Source organism: Oceanobacillus sp. M60, assembly GCF_053839645.1.
Genome location: NZ_JBSSNH010000007.1, coordinates 345,072 through 362,956 on the forward strand (window position 1 = coordinate 345,072; position 17,885 = coordinate 362,956).

Sequence of the window (17,885 nt, forward strand, 5' to 3'; positions counted from 1 at the left end):
AAAAGGTAACTGCGTTCTTTAAGCAAGAAATCAGTTACCTTTTTGATATTCATTTTTTCATCAGAAACTCATTCCCGGCAATTCCAGGTGTTGTCATCTCTTTTGGATCCAGAATCGTATCCAGTTCCTTCTCTGATAAAAGGTCGTGCGCCTTGCAGATTTCTTTGATAGTCAGCCCTGTTTCAATTGCCTGCTTAACTACCTTGGCAGCTGTTTCATATCCTAAATGTGGATTCAATGCGGTGATAATGCCATAACTCTCTTCCACATACTCACGGCATCTCTCTACATTTGCTTCTATACCGCTTACTGCATAGCTTGTAAACACATCTAAGCCATTGTCCATTATTTTAAGAGACTGCAGCAAATTAAAAATAATAACAGGCCCCATCACGTTTAATTCAAATTGCCCGGCTTCAGATGCCATACAAATCGACTGGTCATTGCCTGCAACTTGAAAAGCAACCTGGTTGACCACTTCAATCATGACCGGATTTACTTTCCCAGGCATAATGGAAGAACCCGGCTGCTTTGCAGGAAGAATGATTTCCTGAAAGCCTGTCATTGGTCCGGATACCATCAAACGCAAATCATTACAAATTTTGGACATATTCATTGCCAACACTTTCAATGCCGCTGAAAGTGCCGTATAAGCATCTGTATTTTGTGTGCCATCCACTAAATTTTTCGCTGAATGAAGCTTTACACCAAGCTGTTTAGATAGTTGTGTTACCGCCTTTTCCATGTACTCGGGTTTGGCATTAAGTCCTGTCCCAACAGCTGTTGCACCAATATTGACCGTCAGCATTGCCTCTGCTGCCTGCGTAATTCTATTAATATCCCTGCTAACCACTTCCGAATAAGCGCTGAATTCCTGACCTAACAGGATTGGTACAGCATCCTGAAGGTGAGTTCGTCCCATTTTTAGCACATTCTGAAATTCTGCTTCTTTCTTCACCAGTTCTTTTTCCAATCGCTTCAAGGTCGCTATCAATTCCTGAGCCATGCGATAGGAAGCTATTTTTAATGCCGTTGGTATCGTATCATTGGTGGACTGGGACATGTTGACATGGGTATTAGGCGAACAGAAATTATAGTCGCCTTTTTCTTTTCCCAATATTTCCAAAGCACGGTTGGCCAGCACCTCATTCATGTTCATATTAATGGAGGTGCCTGCTCCTCCCTGAATGGAATCCACGACAAACTGATCCAATAGTTTTCCTTCCATCACTTCTTCGGCAGCGCTTACAATTGCTCCCCCAATAGATTCTGGCAGCATTCCAGTATGCATATTGGCCAGTGCCGCTGCCTTTTTCACCTCGGCGAGCGCGAGAATCAGCTCTTTATGAACTGGGATTTCCGTGATGGGAAAGTTCTCAAGAGCACGTACCGTTTGAACGCCATAATAAGCATCCTGAGAAATCGTTTTTTGTCCTAAAGAATCTTTTTCAGTTCTAAATCCTGTTTTATTCATCATATACACTTCCTGTATAAATACTAATCTATCACGTTCATTATACTACCAAAAGGGAATAATTCCTACCCAATCTCTATTTTCCTGTTCGTTCCCTGCTTCTCTAATAATATTTGTATCATTTGCTGCTTTATCTATAATTGTTAATAGTTCTTCCTGGTCTGAAAAAGAAAGCGTATCTGGAACAGCAAAGGGATAGACTATTTTATTTTCTAAAGTGAGAAATGAAACAATCTCTTTATTTTTTGTTTCCGTCAATTATCTGTGGCCTTTCATATAACAATTAAAATAGCATCAAAAAATCTGTGAGCTTTTTTAAAAGTGATATTAAATTTGTGATTAAAAGATAAATCGTTATAGGCAGTTTCCCGTAACAGTTTATCTTTTTCTTGTTGCCCGATATGTGAACGTTTTCATTATTATAAACTAGTATTTTAACACTCAACTCTATTACTCTATCACGATAATTCATCCGAATAATTATATTAAATATAATAGCAACAACCCAATGGATAGCTGCTCATCCATTGGGTATACGTGCGTACTCTAATTACGCCTTCACCTTACCTCATATATCTATGAAAAATTTGGAATGTTAACGCAACGCCACAATACCATTACTTCTTATAATTACAATCGCCTATTCCGTAATCAGATACGCATCAATTACTTTTTTGACATCTTCCGGATTGCCTGTATCCACCTCTACTAGTTCTACTTCTTCCAAAATTTTTTTATATGTGTTCTGCAATGCTTCCTCCCCCGCATTATTTCCCCATCGTGGAGGAATATTATATACATTAATTGTTCCATTCTCATTACTGCTGTAAGTTATAACACCAGGCTGCCTGCCACCATCTAATACAGTAACATCCTCAGGATATCCAGCACTTTCCTCATCAACTTCATTCAATGGTTCACCTGCAGAAATATGCCGCACATATACATTTTCATTTGAAGGTTCTTCCAATTCACTAAGCTGCAGCCATATACGAGCATATTCTATTTCTTCCGCGGAATAACCATCCAATATGCTGTCTGCTTCATTATCAGATGCTTCTCCTTCCGTATTTGCAGAAGGTTCACTATCCTCATTTTCCGATCCATCTTCTTCTGTATTTGCAGAATTATTACCATCCCCAATTAGTAGTTATCTCTATGTTAATCTGCAACACCATATTGTGGTATAACATCTAGTTTTATTTCCCGCCCTTCAAACTTTTCGTTATAAGAAGTTCCATTTCTCTAATCTAAGTACATCAGATTTAAACGGTATTCTCCAATAAAAAAGGATGTAGGAAATCGAAATTTCTCTATGCCCATATGATATTTTGTGTTGGTATTAATATTTTCCCAAACATCTTCCGTGAAATTATGATTCTCTTTATTATAAATAAGTTGTGTTTTGTCATTAATTTCAATTAGTTGTTCCTTTCCTTCATCTATTAATTCAACTTTCAACTCAAATTTATCATCTGATTTTTGTTTATCAACTACTTCAAAGCTGCCAAAAGAAGAAGTAGTATATAAAATGTAATTTGTAAGAACATAATAGGCAATGATAAGACCTAAAAATATGAAAATACTTCTTTTTTTCATCAAATCTTCCTTTCCAGGAAAATATATCATTTTTTATTATAGAATGAAATAACTAATTTAATTTATGGAAGCTATGTACCGTCTATTAATCTGATTACAACTGGATATGTTTCACTTTGATAAAAATATCTATATTTATAGGTGCTATAACTCCATGTTCTATTTTTCATCAGAAATTAAACCAATAAATGCACGAACTTCTTCACTTATTTCCTTATAACGCGTCCAATGCAGATAATGATGCCCCTCCAAGGTAACAATTTTACTGGCAGAGGTATCCGTTACCTGTGTTTGATAAAATGTCAGCATATTTTTACCATCCGCGGTTTCCTGATCTTCTTTTGGAGTAAAGAGTAAAACAGGCATATTCGCCGGAAATGTCATCTCTGCCGTTTTCTCAATATTATTGGCTATTTCATTGGCTTCGGCAACAACATTTTTGTTATTTATTTTCCAAGCCGAAATAGCCTTGGTCATTTTTAAATTATCTTCAGAATATGTACCGTCGGCAGCAAGCGGCAGGAAGTCTTCAGAGCTAATATATGTTGCTAACCTTGCCAATCCGGAAGGTGCTAAATAGCTCATATATCCAGGCATTGCTGGGGCAGCTTCATCAAAGTACGCTAACGCCTCTGGTAAAGTCGGGTCGATGCCTATGACAGCTTTGACCTCTTCTGGATACACATTAGCAAAATACATGCCGTATATTCCTGAAACGGAATGGGGCATCAATATATATGGACCATGGATATCCGATTGCTTTAGAGCGGTTCTTAATTCTTCAACAATATTTTCCACTGTTCGTTCTTTTTCGGTTAATTCACTCCAGCCATAACCAAATCCCTCGACCACGACTACTTTATTTTCCTTTGCTAATTCATTTAACAACGGTTCAAAATCTAAGGCTGGAGCGGCGGTTCCTAGTCCACTCATTAAAACAATCGTATTATCTCCTTCCCCTTTTATATAAATATGCATATCCTTCCCATCCACTTCAACAAATTCTCCGATTGGCGGATACGTTTTTTGCCCAAATGCAGTCATGATATTATTAAAAAGAAACCACATGACAAACGCAGCAACGGTAATCAATAATATATTCCTTAAAATCCTCCAAAGTCTAACTTTCCTTTTCGTTTTCATCATTATTTCCTTTGGCCTTCTTTCTTTTTAATTCTATCTTACCGTGCCAACGAACGTTTAAGAATGAACCTGAGGAATATTTATGGATAGGCCTTGAGGCTTATCGGATATCGCTGCCTAGTTACTGCAAATATATTTCTATGTAATCCTTTTTTAGGCACTAAAAAACCACTATAGTAAGGGGCCCTTACTATAGTGGTCAGCTTTTTTTATAACCTGAAAAAGCTTCTTGTTTCTTCTCTAACTTCTCTTCAATTTGGGAAATTCTTTTTTCATCGTTTAATAATTCTTGTCTGTTTAAATCGACAAGCTGTTCAAAATTTAATGTTTTTGGTCTCAATTTATATCCTCCTCTCTTCCTATACCTTTATTATAACTTATAATCGTTTGTATAAATCAAAATTGTTTGAACATTTATTGAATTTTTTATAGTTTTTATAAGAAGGGTTAATAGAATATATTATGTTTTTTTATTCATTAAAAAAAGGCAGGTTATTGGTGAAACCATAGATGCAAAAATTCTCACCCAGTCGCTAAGAGAATAATATTGTTTAAAATTTATATCCCTGGCCTTTAATACGAATTTTTAAGTAATTCATTTATATTTATGTAAAGATATATTTACATAATTACAAGTTCATGTTATAAATTATGTAAAGGTATATTTACATTTTATAAAGGTGGCGAGCGAATGCCTGTACAAAACAACATCAAAGAAATAAGAAAACAAAGAGGCATTAAGCAATTGAAATTAGCAGAGGATTTACAAGTATCGCGGCAAACGATGACGGCAATTGAAAAAAATAAATACAATCCAAGCTTAGAACTCGCTCTAAAAATTGTTAAGTACTTTGAACTTCCGATTGAAGAAATTTTCATTTTAAAGGAGGACGACAAATCATGAATAAGCATTTACAACCTTGGGTTTGGACGGTCGTTGGGAGCATTGGTTTTATTACTTCGCTGCTCGTGAAGACCATTATCTATTTATTTACTGGTCAATTTGATTTCTCCGGGCTTCTCGGATTGCTTGCCGGATTATTTATTATAATCATCATCAATATAATCATTGTTAAAACGAAAAAAGATAAAACGCCTTCGATAGACGAAAGAACCCTGAATAACATTAAAAAATTCTATGCTATTTCCCCGCATATTTATTTAGGAATCATCATTATAGGTCTCATTATTCTTTCCATAAAGGGAATGGAAGTGATTTCAATCACTTATCTGTGGGCAGCAGTTATGTTGTATTTGGTGTTAAGTGGAATTGGGTCACTCGTAATCCATTTAAAATAAGTGAAAGCTTTTCTAAAAACAAAAACAGGATAACATTTTTATCATTCTTACATGTTATCCTGTTTCTTTATTTTATATTTTTTCCTGTAAAATCAACTAAATCAGGCTGATAAATCAGCTTTGAGCGCGCTTCTCCAACATAGCCTTCCCAAATGGCAAATTCCTTTTCAAACTTTTCTCCGATTGCGGGGAACTTTTCCTCATCATAATCGAGCTCTTTATACTCTTTCCATACCCTCTGACCGTTTTCTAAAATCGGACTCATTTTATGAACTTCTTTTATTCCTGCAGCTTTATGTTCTCCATAATGCATGGAGGTGTTGGTTCCATAATCCGTTCCAAGCATCAACACATAGCCTTTGTTACGATATATATAAGCAAGCGGAGATTTATCTCCCAATCCATTATCTAATGAGTGATTACTTGCGATTTCACCCCTGTTCTTTCCCCATACAGAAAAAGAGAGTGCAGGATGATAACTGCGCCTAACATTGGGGTATGTTCGGAATGCCTCTGGTATAGTCCCCATTCCAAAGGTCGGTGTTACATCGGGATCAAACGGCGGTAATTCCTTCATTACTTCAGGAATCCATTCTTCTGGAATTGCCGGATTACTCCACTCTCTTGGATCCGATATGTCACCACTATGAGCTGGCATGATAATCGTCCCTTTTGAAGTTATCACGTCCTGTAAAGCATGAATAATAGCTACTGGGCCACCACAGACCCATCCTAATGATCTCATGGAGGAATGGACGATTACCGTCATACCTTCATATAAGCCCAGCTTTCTGAAGTCATTCGCAAGCGAGCTGCGCGTTTGCGGTGCATTGGATTGTTGGATTAATTCTTCCTGACTCATAATGAAAAACTCCTTTGTATATGAGAGAAATCACAGTAATAGACGGACATGATTTCATATGATTCCATTCTTTCTGATATTTTTCTGTCCATATGTATTATCGATTATTTCATCAAACTAGAAAATATTAATACTTTTTCGCAGCGATGACCATGCAAATAAAGACCGTACAAATGGTTAATGCTGTCAGAATATAGAGCACGTCTAATGCAGATAGTGTTAAGAGATTAAACTGCAGAATAATCATTAGGATCATAAAATAAACTAATAAGGCGAAATAAGCATACTCCAGCCCCTTTTGCCTAATTAACTTCATTCGTTCATCTTTTTGTTTGAATTGCGGATAAAGATAACTCATGCAAAAAGCCATAATACCTAATGATGGCATGATATAGGTGGAAGTTGGCGGAAATGCATTTGCCATCACCGCTGCAAATACAATAAAACCAAACATACCTGCCTGAAAAAAACCTAAAATTAAAAAATAGCCCCCGGCTTGCATCTTTATTCACGATATCCCTCCTGCTCATTTATTTTTTATAATCTTCTTCCTCTAAAATAAAAACATTCTCTACATTAGTTTGAAAAAGTTCGGCAATAATCATGGCTAAAGGAAGTGATGGGTTGTATTTTCCCTTTTCAATTGAAATAACGGTTTGTCTTGAAACGCCAAGCAGCTCAGCAAGTTTTTCCTGAGAATAATCAAATTTTCGTCTGAATTCCACCATATTATTTTTCAATCGATTTCAGCCCCTTCATGATTAATGCTAAAGTAAAGGACACTTGACGTCAAGTGTCCTTTACTTTACTTATTTAACGTGTCCGTCCGAATGATGCAGTCTAACGGACATGTAAATTATTTATAAAATCATAACTAACAGCCGCTGTATTTCGCACGCTTTTTGTAGTTTGGAAATTTTGATACAATAACCCCAGAAAGCAGGTTTTGACAATTCCATAATCGAATGACCTAACAAAGGAAAAAGGGGGATCTTATTGGCAGGCTTATTAGAAAACATATCCCAATTATCTGGAGCAATCCTCTTGATATGCGCCGTTTATTATTATTTTCATTTTAAAAAAATCAAAAAGGAAAGAAAATTAACAGCCATGGAGCGAACCGTTTATGTCCTGACTCAAATTGCGATTTTCCTATGGATGGGCAGTAATTTAATTCTGTTTCTAAATCGAATTTATTAAAGGGCGGTAATGGCCTTTATTATGCCATACCGCCCTTTAATGGAATGAAAATCTATAGTCTTTAAATAACGATGGAGATAACTAAGCTCAAAAACAAAATGGCTACTTAAACAATCTGGTTTAAAACATTAAAAACATACTTACAATGTAGTAATAATCGGTCCTTCCTTCGTCAGAATAATCGTATGCTCATATTGCGCTACAAAGCTTTCATCCGTCAGGAAAGTCCACCCGTCATCCGATTGGTAAACTTCCTCTTCCAGTGTAGAGATAAACGGTTCAAAAGCAATGACCATACCGTCTTTTAAAATTTCATCATCCCAGCGGGAGTAGTAATTGAAAATATGGTCCGGTGCTTCATGAATAGATCGGCCAACGCCATGCCCCGTAAGGTTTGTTATAACAGTTAAATCATTTTGCTTGGCTGCATTGTGCACCGCTTTTCCAAGACCGCTTTTTTTCGCACCCGGCTTTGCCTTTTTCAGACCAGCATCAAATGCTTCTTTAGCAACGTCACATATTTTCTGCAGGATTTCCTCTCCATTTCCGACTACAAAGGAAATTCCAGTATCGGCAAAATAACCGTTTTTCGAGCCTGACACATCAATATTAACAAGGTCGCCTTCCTGAATAATCCGTTTCCCCGGAATACCGTGGGCTACTTCTTCATTTACGCTGATGCATGTATATCCAGGGAAATCATATTCTCCTTTTGGTGCAGATTGTGCTCCTTCTTTTTCAAACATCTCGCCTGCTATTTCATCCAGCTCTTTCGTTGTGATTCCAGGTTTTGTATATCGGACTAATTCATTTCGAATGGCTCCACAAATTTTACCGATTTCTTTTAGACCTTGAAAGTCTTCTTCTGTCTTTGCAATCATTGTGTATCCTCACTTTTTAAGTATTTTATAATTTATATTTCATTTTGATTTTATCATAAACAGTATGGATTTTTCTTCAACTAAAAATTCTTTGTAAAAAATAAACAATCAAAAGGGCTATCTTTTTTATTCTTATAATGGCGTATCATACAGCCAGTTATATATAATAAATGCTACTCTAACTATTTTTAGAATTTGACGGATTGTATCGCCATGATTTTATTAAAAATAAGAGGACTTTCGTACATAAATGCATTACGAAAATCCTCTCCTATACATATTTAATTATAATGGTCTCGGCGTATTAACTTCCTCATCAAAATTTATTTTTAACAGCTGCCCTGCATGCACCAAGCCGGAACCGAAGCCGTACAGAAGCGCTTTATCTCCATTCTGCACTTTTCCATTCCGAACACCAAGGTCCAGTGCCAAAGGAATGGTTGCTGCTGAAGTGTTCCCAAATTTCTCAAGACTATAAAGTGTTTTTTCGATCGGGTGTCCTATTTTTTCACAAATCGGTTCAATCAATCTCAGGTTGGCACTATGCGGAATAAACCAATCTACCTCATCTAAGCCGGCTTCCGTTTTCTCTAAAAGCTGTTCAATGCTTTTCGGCACCTTCCTTACTACCCATTTAAAAACTTCTCTCCCGTTTTGGACAAGATATTTTGTGTCAATTAGCTCTACATCATTCACCTTGTTAGCTAAGCTGGTTTGATATACATGCTGTGCGCCGCTACCATCGCTGCCCAAATGGAAGCCGATAAAATCTTCTGCGTCCTCATCTTTTTCCACTAACACTGCACTGGCAGCATCACCGAATAAAATACAGGTGCTTCTGTCGGTATAATCCGTTACTTTTGAGAGCGTTTCTGCTCCAATCACAAGCACCTTCTTATGAAGGCCGGAACGAATTAAACTATTCGCCGTATGCAGACCATAGACAAACCCCGCACACGCTGCACCTAAGTCAATGGCCCCTGCCTGCTTGATTTTCAGCCGATTCTGTATAATGCTTGCAACAGACGGGTAAGGAAAATCCGGCGTGCTGGTTGCTACAATAATCATATCGACATCTTCCACTGTTTTATTATATCTTCGCATTAAATCTTCCACAGCAGCTACACATAAATCACTCGTAAATTCATCTGAACGCGCTATTCTTCGTTCGTGAATTCCAGTTCTCTGTACAATCCAATCATTTGTTGTCTCCACCATTTCTTCCAGATCGAAATTCGTTAATTTCTTCTCAGGTACATAGCTTCCGATCGCAGTCATTCTTGTTCCAATCATCGAATCCCTCCAAAATAATTAGAAGTTAGTATTATTATCTGGTACTAATTATAACATAAAACGAAACATCAGTCAGTGGGAGTTTTTCGGACGGTTCTACGTAATAAAAAATATATGATAGGTTCTGTAAAATATAATGCATGGTATTTATCATTCTATATCAAATCATTCCAATCCATATTTCTCAGTGTAACATGGTGAGCCTCTACTTCTCTCATCTATGCTGCCAGATGGCGTAAATCCAATAAAAGTAACATCGCATAATTGAAGGCACTTCTTCCAACGACTTTTTTATTTTACTTAGATAAACTGCCTAAACACATTCTTTCCAATCATTATAGCAATATTCGCTATTCTTCCCTCATTTTCAACAAAAATGTCAGATTATGCGCTTTCCCGGGAAATATTCCATGTCATTAACGATAATATTTTTAGCAATGCAGAATATGAAGCCAATACCTTCATTAATTATAAAACGAAAAACTTCACGCAGCAGGAGTTTTAGACACACAAAAGTTCTTCTTCGGGGTAGGTAATCGCAATGGTTTCAGTGGGCGAGTAATCGCAGGCCCAGTCTCAAGGCGTGGCGAACTTAGTCTGTTTCCTTTCTCCCACTGAGTTATCTTGAGTAATTCAGGAAGTTAGCTCACCAGATTTCCCGCCTAAATAAATTCATTTCACGCATTATTTTAATGTCTCCAGACTGCCGATATTCTAGAAGTCCGTTATGTTTTATCATTGTTTCGGTATTCGTAGGATTTCACTTTAATATCTAATGATTGATATAATCCTTTTCACAAAGCTTTAAACAACTTTCTTCAGCATATCAATCGACATTAGTTTTTTATAAAATTTTTAACTAAAAGTCTAAAAAAATATTTATTTAAATATTATGAATAATGTAAATTATAATTATAAAAGGCAAACAAATTTTATAATAGACAAATGGAAAGAGTCCTGCACAAATCCAAATTTGAAACATCACTTTTGAATAAATTCTATTCATCATTTCCATTTGCTTTTGTCTCTTTATTGAAAAACAAACGTCAAGGGGTCCCCTTGACGCTGTTTCAAACTCTATTTTTCATAACACTTTAACAAACTGCTAAAAAAAACCTTAAAGAGATAAAATAACACACAGTTCAAAATACCCTTACGCAAGCTCAATCAAATACCTGCTGGATAATTCATTTCATTTTCCCTCTGGCCTGTTTTACCTCGATTCACGGACTGTCCGCTCTTCTCTTTCATCCCGCTGCATATGACTTTGCTCTTCAGCAGGGGAATTGCCATTCTTCATAAAGAAGCTGATTACAACCCCAATCAGAGAGAGTATTGTAATGACCATAAAGGCTGTATTAACACCATGGATCATTGGATAAGATATATCCGGATTATGCTCTGCAGACATTTCCGTTGTTGTCATTATGGTAATGACAATTGCTGTTCCAACAGAGGCTGAAACCTGACGCATCGTATTCGTCATCGCCGTACCATGTGGAATCAAGTCTCTAGGCAGCTGATTTAAACCGGCAGTTGTTACAGGCATCATGACCATAGACAGACCGAACATCCGGATCGCATACAGAATCGTAATCATTAACATTGATGTGGACGGTCCCAGATTGGTAAATGCAAATGTAGAGATGGTAATAATGATAAGGCCGGTTACTGCGAGCCACCTCGCACCGAAACGGTCAAATATTTTACCCGTGATGGGAGACATCATTCCATTCACTAAAGCGCCGGGAAGAAGCGCAATTCCTGCTTCCATCGCAGTAAAACCGCGTGCATTCTGCATATAAAGCGGAACTAACGTTTCCGTGCCAATCAATCCCATAAATGCAATCATGGGAATAATCGTTGATAAAGTAAAAATAGGATTTTTAAATACCCTAAACTCCAGCATAGGCGTCTCCATACGTAATTGCCTGATAATGAAACATACTAGCGCTACCGTTCCGACAATCAGGGTAGTAATCGTAATGGGACTTGCCCAGCCATTGTTTCCTGCACTTGTAAATCCATATAGAAATCCGCCAAAACCGAAAGATGACAAGATAATCGATAACATATCCAATTTCGGATACGTTAATTCCGTAACATTTTTCATCACTTTAGCTGCAAATACAATAACGATAATTGCTATAGGCAGAATAAGAAGAAATACGGCGCGCCAGGAGTAATTCGTGATAATCCATCCGGACAATGCAGGACCAATCGCTGGAGCAAAAGAGATTACCAGCCCTACCAATCCCATCGCTACGCCGCGGTTCCTGACAGGAAAAAGTAGTAAAAACACAGTCTGCATCAGCGGCATGATTACGCCTGCACCGCTGGATTGAATGATCCTTCCTAAAAGCAGCATACCAAAGTTCGGAGCCATGGCAGAAAAAGCGGTTCCGACAGCAAACACGGTCATCGCAGTAATAAACAGCTGCCTAGCCGTGAAACGTGCCATTAAAAATGCCGTGACTGGTATCATAACGCCATTGACGAGCATAAAAACCGTCGTCAGCCATTGTCCGGTATTGGCACTTACATCCATTTCGTCCATGATTGGCGGGATGGCAGTAATCATCGTCGTCTGGTTTAAAATTGATATGAACCCACCTGTAAGAAGTACGATAATGATAGGTGTTTTATTAAATGATTGCACTTTTCTATGACACCCTCCTTCATATAACAAATTACAATAGTGACCATGTTACAGGAATGATTTCGTTTTGTCGACGATTGTGCTTTACATTTCCCCGCCATAGCAAGGTAAGAAATTAAAGCAGAGAACAACAAATTTAATGCGCTTTGGTTAAGAAAAGATGTATTTAAAGGATGGCATGATTTCAATCTAAACCCGCCATATTAATAAAGGAAGCTCCCGCTTGCTATCTCCCCTTCAAGTAAACAAGGCAGTTTTTCTTTTCCTTTCAGCCAATCGTTGAACGAAAGGAAATAGGGATCACCATTTCCTCCAATCCCCGCCATTACACCCCGGTCTTTAGGGCAATAGACCACCGTATGAAGTGTTCCAAAGTATTCTTTATAATCCTTGAAAAATAATGGCGATTCTTCATCGTTAAATATATGATACGCAGAAATTGGAGTAACATTTTTCTTTTCCAAGGCTTCCAAATAATTTTTACGGTGCAGCGAACCTTGAATGAATGCTCTATTTTTTTCACTTAGCTGCTTAGATTCAAAATGATTCGTACATATCAGCGGTGTCCTTTTATAAACAATCTGTTGCTCAGGTGATACTTCCACAACAGCATTATTTCCTTCTCTATCCATGATGGAAAAGTTCACGCAATACTGGTGGGGAACTTGTTTGATAAGTGAAATTGCTTCATAAATGTCAGCACATTGCTCCAAGACCATTCGGCATATCGTCGTTGCCAAAAAGCCTTTTTGACTGACCTTTTCATTTACTAAATGCAGCCCAATCACAAGCCCCTTTTCATTCATGCCATCCAGTCTGCCAGTAATCTGCTGACTGAACCCGATGCTTGCATAGCTGTTATCCGGATTGAGCAGAACCAGTCGAGCATCATATAATGCATCACTAAAATCATAATTTCTCACATACAAAGAGTCATTGGCCAGTGTGGTACAGCCCATGGAAGGCATTTGTATATTGTACCCTCCAAACAGCTGCATTGCTGTATCTACATGAATGTTCATCCCTGCAGCCAGCCCCTCTATCTCGTTCAAAAGACTTGGCGAAACTTTCTCTATTTGTTTTCTTGCTTCCAGCATGTTTCCATTCGTCTGTAATTCCGTTTGCTGTTTCCATTTTGCATTCGATTTCAGCGCAATGCCCTGTTTCCTGCCGATTTCATACATCTTCCCTTTTAGTTCCATGACTTCCACCTGCAGTTTTTTTCTATGCTTCATTGCTTCGCCCCTATATAACTGACAGGCATAATGATGTCGGCTGTTTCCATCTGGTCACCGCGATACCATTCCAGAATAGAACCAGCAGGAGTCCAGCTGTTTGTCACGCAATAATCCATTAAGCTGCGATAAGCTCTTTCAATTTTTGAAAAGTCTTCATTAAAAGGAAGACCGACACAGAAGCTGCCCCGCATTTTTTCTGAAAAAGCATCTGGAAAGAGTGCTGTATTTATTTCTCGGGATACACCGAAGCCAATCTCTGCTTTGACTTGATTTCTGTTTCCGGATATATACCGTAAATACATGTTGTTAATCGGAATATAGTGCTGTTTCATCTGTTCTCTTCTGAAAACAAACTCCCGGCTAAACTGTCCCGCAGCGGATTCTGCCTCAAACCAAATGACTTTCTCTCCCGTTTTTTCAAACATATAAATCTCTTCTTTCTCATTATCACTTTCTAAATAGCGAAGACTGACTTCCAGCTGTCTCTGATTTTCTTTTATGGTTTGAATCCATTTCTTCTTCATCTGCTTCCGGCTGTTTTCGTTCGCTTCTAAATAAAGCTGAATATCACGGATAGGAACCTTAGCTGCCCGCAAGCTTGCAATCAGCTTGGCGAGAGGAATTTGATCTTCGGAATACATGCGGTAGTTACTGCTCTCCTCCCTTACTGATTTCAGAAGATGCTTTTCTTCATAAAAACGAAGGGTGCTTTTTGGTATTCCAGTCTGTATTGAAAAGACCTGTATCGTCATCAATATGTTTTCCTCCAATTCCCTTTCTTAACTATAAGCATAACCCTTTAAGTAACTTGAATGTCAAGAAGTACTTTGCGGACTGTTACTTCAAAAATGCCATTTAAATTCATTCAATCATTAAGTTTTTGAAGCCCTTAATGATTGAATTGTCTTCACGAAATGAATCATCTGTTCCCGCCAAAAAAATCAAAAAACACTGAAGCAGCTGCATTTCAGTGTTTTCTTAACTAGATTTTGATTAGAACGTTATGTTTCTTAAACTTACTCGCTTTCCGAACTAATTTTCAAAAGGTTATCATACTATACATCAACAGCTCCATCCTTCATATAGAGCTAGCAAAAATTAATGAATTTTCAAGTAAGTCCAACTGAACATACCACTAAAATACTTCCAGCTGATTCATAAAATCCATTACATCAGAAGAAACCCAATAATCTTTGATTTTACCCTTTTCAATACGGAATATGTCCGTTCCATCAAAGGAAACAAGCTTTCCTTTCTCTGCTTTTGCTCCCTCCATATTACCATTATAAATGCCTTCAAAATTCCAGCGGGCGGAAACATAGTTTCCTTCTTCAATGGGCTGAACCACTAGGGACATGTTTACATTTTCAAAATAGTATTTAGCAGATTCAACAACATCCTTTAATGCTTTTATCCCTTTTGCGCTGCCCGAATCTTTGCCATCTGTTCTTGCTTGATGTACTGTGCAATTCTCATCAGTAATGTCATGCAGAATAGATATGTCTTCATTCCAGGCATTCATCCATGCTTGATAAATTTCTTTTCCATTCATATTATAAACTCCTCTCTTGATTAATAGGATTCCATTAATAACATGATACGTTAGTAATTTCCCGATTAACTTCCTATTCTTTTTTAGTATCTGCTTATTTTGCAGATTGAAACAATGCAAACTTATACTCCCCGAACCTTTTTCCACTTTCTAATCTTCGTCCGGAATGTCTTAAACGGCGCCACTGTATTAATATGGATCCATTTCCAAATCGCCCAGCTGGAAGGAGTCGTCGTCGCCCATTGTCTGCCACCCTGCTCAAATAACTCTTTATCCTGATAGCTTTCTACCAACTGAATGACCCGGTCAACATCTTGATGAAACTTCTCAATCAGATTTCCCAATGAATCATCTGCATACGTATCATAGAAGCTTTGATAAAGGCCGCCGAGATTATTCCATTTATAATCCGGCGTTGGCGTGATAGCATCTTCCCCATTTTGATTGGCCTGCTCCCAAAATAAGATTAAATTCATCCATCCCAGCTGATAAGCAATCATTTGTGCCGGCGTTCTGTCTACATCATCTACAGAGACATCTTTATCTGAATGATTCACTGAATCAAATTCACTAATAAATAAATTGGCTCTCTTAGTGATTTCATCAATTAGAGCTTGTTTACTCTCGTATCCCTGCATGTCATCCATCCTTTCTGATATGTAAATTGTTTTATTTTTAATTCTTTGCCAGAGACGGATGCTTTCTTTTCCTTGCAAAATATAAAAATATCAATTGACCTATCAGAACAAGTACAAAAAATCCGCCTAAAACCATAAATGCAAGAAATCTTAATTCAGGAGTCTGTACCACCCCTGCTCCGTCAACATCTCGAACGCCGATAGCAACAGATGCTGCTATAAAAAATAGTATCCAAACGATACTTGTTGTCCACCAAATTTTCATCATATGTATCACCTATTTGTTTTCCTGTAAAATAGTTGTAGACAAAGCGGGAGCAGCCGATTGTCTTATGAATGAAGGTGATTTGTTTTTTGTTCGGATAGATACGAAAACGAAATGCTTTTTTTACTTTCATGGCTTCTTACCTCCTCCTGTCTATTATATCAGAAGAACGATGATTTTGGAACATTTGTTCGATTTAATATTGAACAATCGAAACACTCAAAAGCAATCTTTTGTGCATAGGAGATTCATCTCTCCATTACCTCTACGCGCTTGAAGAGGGAGTTTTCTCTCCTTTTTTTGATAAAAATAGCATGTAATCTCCCAATCCAGATTCGTTTTAACTTACTTCATTCCGCTTCAGATGCAGATCGATATACATTATCGCCGCGTCTGCTCCGAACTTCCTTCCAGGCACTGATTGCGTCTTGCAGTGATTTTCCCTTATTCGCCGAATCATCAAAATAAGCACGAATAAACGTATTATATTCAAATTGTCCGGAAATCGTTGTACGCTTTCCTTTCTTTTTATCTTCTTCTAATTGATAATAATGATCTACTACGTCTTGATATGTTTTTCCAGCATTGGCTTTGAGATAATTCTGCAAGGCTACAGAGAAATGAAACTTCGGGCCAATCACACGTTTAAAAAATTCTCTATGCTCCTGCGTGCATTTAAAATTGGATTCAATCACCGTTTCCAAGCTCATCGAATCTGCCTTTTTCCGTTTTTCTGGATATGCAGGTGCTTTTTTAGACTTGGCAGCTTGTGATAGCTCCCCTGTTTTTAAATAATGGATGATACGTTCTGCAATTTCTGTTTTAGCTCCTGAAGTTTGCATTCCTTTCTTTCTGCAAAAATCCTGCAATTCCACCTTCAACCAATAGAAATCTAAAAAATCTTCTACCGAAATGTTCTCATCCAAATAAGGACGAGTCTCTTTGTTCTGTCTGTTCATTTTTTCGCTCCCCCCTGACGTGCAGCTTCATCTCAGATAACCGCCGTTATTGATATCAAAAGTAGCTCCTGTATAATGTTTCGACTTATCCGATAACAAGAACACTACTGTTTCAGCAACATCCTTAGCAGTTACTGGTGTATCAACTAATTCGCTATGTAAATATTCTTCTTTTCTCCACGAAGGGATGACTTCCATCATCGAGGTGTCCACCATCGTCGGCGCAACAGCGTTTACCCGGATGTATGGAGAAAAATTCATGGCACAGCTTTTCGTCAGCCCCAGAATTGCTGCTTTTGAAGCACCATAGATTGCATCCGAGCTCCCTTCCATCCCTGCAACGGAGGACATATTGACAATCACGCCAGGTTGCTTTGCTTGAAGCAGCTTTTCACCAAACAGCTGCGAGAAATAAATGCCTCCCTTTACATTCACATCTAATACCTTGTTTATTTCATCCTCTTGATAATCTGAAATATTTTTTGCTAAGTAGACACCCGCATTATTCACTAATCCATCTAACTTGGGATGTTCTGTTTCCAGATAATGAAAGAATGCAGAAACTGCTTTATAGCTGCTGATATCTAATGCATATGTAAATAATTTGTCGCGATGATCTATCCTCTGCTTTAAATCATCCAGTCCTTCTTGATTCTTATCACACGCTATAACAGCCGCGCCTACCTCTATACACTGCCGGACCACTTCCTTCCCTATTCCAGCAGCTGCACCAGTGACGATAATTTCTCTATTTTGAAGCACCATTAAAATCTCCTTTATTTCCTTTTATTATATATCCATTTCCTCAAACTCTTTCATGCAA

Annotated in this window: 23 protein-coding genes; 3 read left to right on the top strand and 20 right to left on the bottom strand. The window is 37.7% G+C overall.

All coding sequences use genetic code 11. The features are described 5' to 3' along the window. Window positions 1-49: 49 nt before the first annotated feature. The 6 genes from ACW0TQ_RS18455 to ACW0TQ_RS18480 all read right to left on the bottom strand — a co-directional run bounded on the left by ACW0TQ_RS18455 (window position 50) and on the right by ACW0TQ_RS18480 (window position 4,556). Entirely contained in the window at window positions 50-1,474 is a 1,425-nt protein-coding gene (locus ACW0TQ_RS18455; RefSeq protein ID WP_374705755.1) for an aspartate ammonia-lyase, read from the bottom strand. A 45-nt stretch (window positions 1,475-1,519) separates the two neighbouring features. Next, window positions 1,520-1,732: a hypothetical protein gene (locus ACW0TQ_RS18460; RefSeq protein ID WP_212929366.1), complete on the bottom strand. Its 213-nt coding sequence runs from the start codon at window positions 1,730-1,732 to the stop codon at window positions 1,520-1,522. 382 nt (window positions 1,733-2,114) lie between these two features. Then, window positions 2,115-2,504 carry a hypothetical protein gene (locus ACW0TQ_RS18465; protein ID WP_212929365.1) on the bottom strand — a complete coding sequence of 130 codons (390 nt, stop codon included), beginning with the start codon at window positions 2,502-2,504 and terminating at the stop codon, window positions 2,115-2,117. Between the two features lie 215 nt (window positions 2,505-2,719). Then, on the bottom strand, window positions 2,720-3,073 hold the full coding sequence (locus tag ACW0TQ_RS18470; RefSeq protein WP_212929364.1) for a hypothetical protein: 354 nt from the start codon (window positions 3,071-3,073) through the stop codon (window positions 2,720-2,722). Window positions 3,074-3,232: 159 nt separating this feature from the next. Further along, entirely contained in the window at window positions 3,233-4,219 is a 987-nt protein-coding gene (locus ACW0TQ_RS18475; RefSeq protein WP_455725895.1) for an alpha/beta fold hydrolase, read from the bottom strand. Window positions 4,220-4,415: 196 nt separating this feature from the next. Continuing rightward, window positions 4,416-4,556 (bottom strand): FbpB family small basic protein, encoded by a 141-nt coding sequence (locus tag ACW0TQ_RS18480; RefSeq protein WP_289585226.1) that lies wholly within the window; start codon window positions 4,554-4,556, stop codon window positions 4,416-4,418. A gap of 351 nt (window positions 4,557-4,907) precedes the next feature. Here ACW0TQ_RS18480 and ACW0TQ_RS18485 point away from each other — a divergent pair, with 351 nt between their 5' ends. Continuing rightward, window positions 4,908-5,120: a helix-turn-helix transcriptional regulator gene (locus tag ACW0TQ_RS18485; protein WP_193064559.1), complete on the top strand. Its 213-nt coding sequence runs from the start codon at window positions 4,908-4,910 to the stop codon at window positions 5,118-5,120. Further along, entirely contained in the window at window positions 5,117-5,515 is a 399-nt protein-coding gene (locus ACW0TQ_RS18490; RefSeq protein WP_193064558.1) for a hypothetical protein, read from the top strand. The genes ACW0TQ_RS18485 and ACW0TQ_RS18490 overlap by 4 nt, the downstream gene beginning before the upstream one ends. Window positions 5,516-5,582: 67 nt before the next feature. Here ACW0TQ_RS18490 and ACW0TQ_RS18495 read toward each other — a convergent pair whose 3' ends face one another. The 3 genes from ACW0TQ_RS18495 to ACW0TQ_RS18505 form a co-directional block, all read right to left on the bottom strand. Continuing rightward, window positions 5,583-6,377, bottom strand: coding sequence for an AAC(3) family N-acetyltransferase (locus ACW0TQ_RS18495; protein ID WP_289585227.1), 795 nt, complete (start codon window positions 6,375-6,377; stop codon window positions 5,583-5,585). A 127-nt stretch (window positions 6,378-6,504) separates the two neighbouring features. Further along, a complete protein-coding gene (locus ACW0TQ_RS18500) occupies window positions 6,505-6,831 on the bottom strand; it encodes a permease (RefSeq protein ID WP_226895045.1) in 327 nt (108 codons plus the stop codon). Window positions 6,832-6,907: 76 nt separating this feature from the next. Next, entirely contained in the window at window positions 6,908-7,117 is a 210-nt protein-coding gene (locus tag ACW0TQ_RS18505) for a helix-turn-helix transcriptional regulator (RefSeq protein ID WP_193064555.1), read from the bottom strand. Between the two features lie 256 nt (window positions 7,118-7,373). Here ACW0TQ_RS18505 and ACW0TQ_RS18510 point away from each other — a divergent pair, with 256 nt between their 5' ends. Continuing rightward, a complete protein-coding gene (locus ACW0TQ_RS18510; RefSeq protein WP_455725896.1) occupies window positions 7,374-7,577 on the top strand; it encodes a hypothetical protein in 204 nt (67 codons plus the stop codon). 140 nt (window positions 7,578-7,717) lie between these two features. Here the strand turns inward: ACW0TQ_RS18510 and map are convergent, their stop codons facing one another. The 11 genes from map to ACW0TQ_RS18565 form a co-directional block, all read right to left on the bottom strand. Then, window positions 7,718-8,458, bottom strand: coding sequence for a type I methionyl aminopeptidase (gene map / locus ACW0TQ_RS18515; protein ID WP_193064553.1), 741 nt, complete (start codon window positions 8,456-8,458; stop codon window positions 7,718-7,720). 285 nt (window positions 8,459-8,743) lie between these two features. Beyond that, window positions 8,744-9,751 carry a ketoacyl-ACP synthase III gene (locus tag ACW0TQ_RS18520; RefSeq protein WP_193064552.1) on the bottom strand — a complete coding sequence of 336 codons (1,008 nt, stop codon included), beginning with the start codon at window positions 9,749-9,751 and terminating at the stop codon, window positions 8,744-8,746. A gap of 1,213 nt (window positions 9,752-10,964) precedes the next feature. Beyond that, a complete protein-coding gene (locus ACW0TQ_RS18525) occupies window positions 10,965-12,410 on the bottom strand; it encodes an MDR family MFS transporter (protein WP_193064551.1) in 1,446 nt (481 codons plus the stop codon). A 203-nt stretch (window positions 12,411-12,613) separates the two neighbouring features. Then, on the bottom strand, window positions 12,614-13,645 hold the full coding sequence (locus ACW0TQ_RS18530) for a C45 family autoproteolytic acyltransferase/hydrolase (protein ID WP_193064550.1): 1,032 nt from the start codon (window positions 13,643-13,645) through the stop codon (window positions 12,614-12,616). Beyond that, window positions 13,642-14,400, bottom strand: a complete 759-nt coding sequence (locus ACW0TQ_RS18535; protein WP_455725908.1) for a MerR family transcriptional regulator — start codon at window positions 14,398-14,400, stop codon at window positions 13,642-13,644. Before ACW0TQ_RS18535 ends, ACW0TQ_RS18530 begins: the two co-directional genes overlap by 4 nt. 383 nt (window positions 14,401-14,783) lie before the next feature. Further along, complete coding sequence (locus ACW0TQ_RS18540) at window positions 14,784-15,200, bottom strand: ester cyclase (RefSeq protein WP_193064549.1); 417 nt, start codon at window positions 15,198-15,200, stop codon at window positions 14,784-14,786. 122 nt (window positions 15,201-15,322) lie between these two features. Next, window positions 15,323-15,838, bottom strand: coding sequence for a ClbS/DfsB family four-helix bundle protein (locus tag ACW0TQ_RS18545; RefSeq protein WP_042533512.1), 516 nt, complete (start codon window positions 15,836-15,838; stop codon window positions 15,323-15,325). 37 nt (window positions 15,839-15,875) lie between these two features. After that, complete coding sequence (locus tag ACW0TQ_RS18550) at window positions 15,876-16,106, bottom strand: DUF3923 family protein (RefSeq protein ID WP_042533511.1); 231 nt, start codon at window positions 16,104-16,106, stop codon at window positions 15,876-15,878. After that, entirely contained in the window at window positions 16,021-16,236 is a 216-nt protein-coding gene (locus ACW0TQ_RS18555; RefSeq protein WP_226895044.1) for a helix-turn-helix domain-containing protein, read from the bottom strand. The genes ACW0TQ_RS18550 and ACW0TQ_RS18555 overlap by 86 nt, the downstream gene beginning before the upstream one ends. Before the next feature lie 217 nt (window positions 16,237-16,453). Then, on the bottom strand, window positions 16,454-17,062 hold the full coding sequence (locus ACW0TQ_RS18560; protein ID WP_256706054.1) for a DUF6434 domain-containing protein: 609 nt from the start codon (window positions 17,060-17,062) through the stop codon (window positions 16,454-16,456). 27 nt (window positions 17,063-17,089) lie between these two features. Then, complete coding sequence (locus ACW0TQ_RS18565) at window positions 17,090-17,824, bottom strand: SDR family NAD(P)-dependent oxidoreductase (RefSeq protein WP_455725909.1); 735 nt, start codon at window positions 17,822-17,824, stop codon at window positions 17,090-17,092. Window positions 17,825-17,885 lie beyond the last annotated feature (61 nt).

What these genes read in the sequence shown, in the direction of transcription:
- ACW0TQ_RS18540 (WP_193064549.1), bottom strand. Translation starts at nt 15,200, where the DNA reads ATGAATGGAAAAGAAATTTATCAAGCATGGATGAATGCCTGGAATGAA.
- ACW0TQ_RS18500 (WP_226895045.1), bottom strand. Translation starts at nt 6,831, where the DNA reads ATGTTTGGTTTTATTGTATTTGCAGCGGTGATGGCAAATGCATTTCCG.
- ACW0TQ_RS18545 (WP_042533512.1), bottom strand. Translation starts at nt 15,838, where the DNA reads ATGCAGGGATACGAGAGTAAACAAGCTCTAATTGATGAAATCACTAAG.
- ACW0TQ_RS18490 (WP_193064558.1), top strand. Translation starts at nt 5,117, where the DNA reads ATGAATAAGCATTTACAACCTTGGGTTTGGACGGTCGTTGGGAGCATT.
- map (WP_193064553.1), bottom strand. Translation starts at nt 8,458, where the DNA reads ATGATTGCAAAGACAGAAGAAGACTTTCAAGGTCTAAAAGAAATCGGT.
- ACW0TQ_RS18550 (WP_042533511.1), bottom strand. Translation starts at nt 16,106, where the DNA reads ATGATGAAAATTTGGTGGACAACAAGTATCGTTTGGATACTATTTTTT.
- ACW0TQ_RS18455 (WP_374705755.1), bottom strand. Translation starts at nt 1,474, where the DNA reads ATGAATAAAACAGGATTTAGAACTGAAAAAGATTCTTTAGGACAAAAA.
- ACW0TQ_RS18470 (WP_212929364.1), bottom strand. Translation starts at nt 3,073, where the DNA reads ATGAAAAAAAGAAGTATTTTCATATTTTTAGGTCTTATCATTGCCTAT.
- ACW0TQ_RS18520 (WP_193064552.1), bottom strand. Translation starts at nt 9,751, where the DNA reads ATGATTGGAACAAGAATGACTGCGATCGGAAGCTATGTACCTGAGAAG.
- ACW0TQ_RS18560 (WP_256706054.1), bottom strand. Translation starts at nt 17,062, where the DNA reads ATGAACAGACAGAACAAAGAGACTCGTCCTTATTTGGATGAGAACATT.
- ACW0TQ_RS18530 (WP_193064550.1), bottom strand. Translation starts at nt 13,645, where the DNA reads ATGAAGCATAGAAAAAAACTGCAGGTGGAAGTCATGGAACTAAAAGGG.
- ACW0TQ_RS18535 (WP_455725908.1), bottom strand. Translation starts at nt 14,400, where the DNA reads ATGACGATACAGGTCTTTTCAATACAGACTGGAATACCAAAAAGCACC.
- ACW0TQ_RS18495 (WP_289585227.1), bottom strand. Translation starts at nt 6,377, where the DNA reads ATGAGTCAGGAAGAATTAATCCAACAATCCAATGCACCGCAAACGCGC.
- ACW0TQ_RS18475 (WP_455725895.1), bottom strand. Translation starts at nt 4,219, where the DNA reads ATGATGAAAACGAAAAGGAAAGTTAGACTTTGGAGGATTTTAAGGAAT.
- ACW0TQ_RS18555 (WP_226895044.1), bottom strand. Translation starts at nt 16,236, where the DNA reads ATGAAAGTAAAAAAAGCATTTCGTTTTCGTATCTATCCGAACAAAAAA.
- ACW0TQ_RS18485 (WP_193064559.1), top strand. Translation starts at nt 4,908, where the DNA reads ATGCCTGTACAAAACAACATCAAAGAAATAAGAAAACAAAGAGGCATT.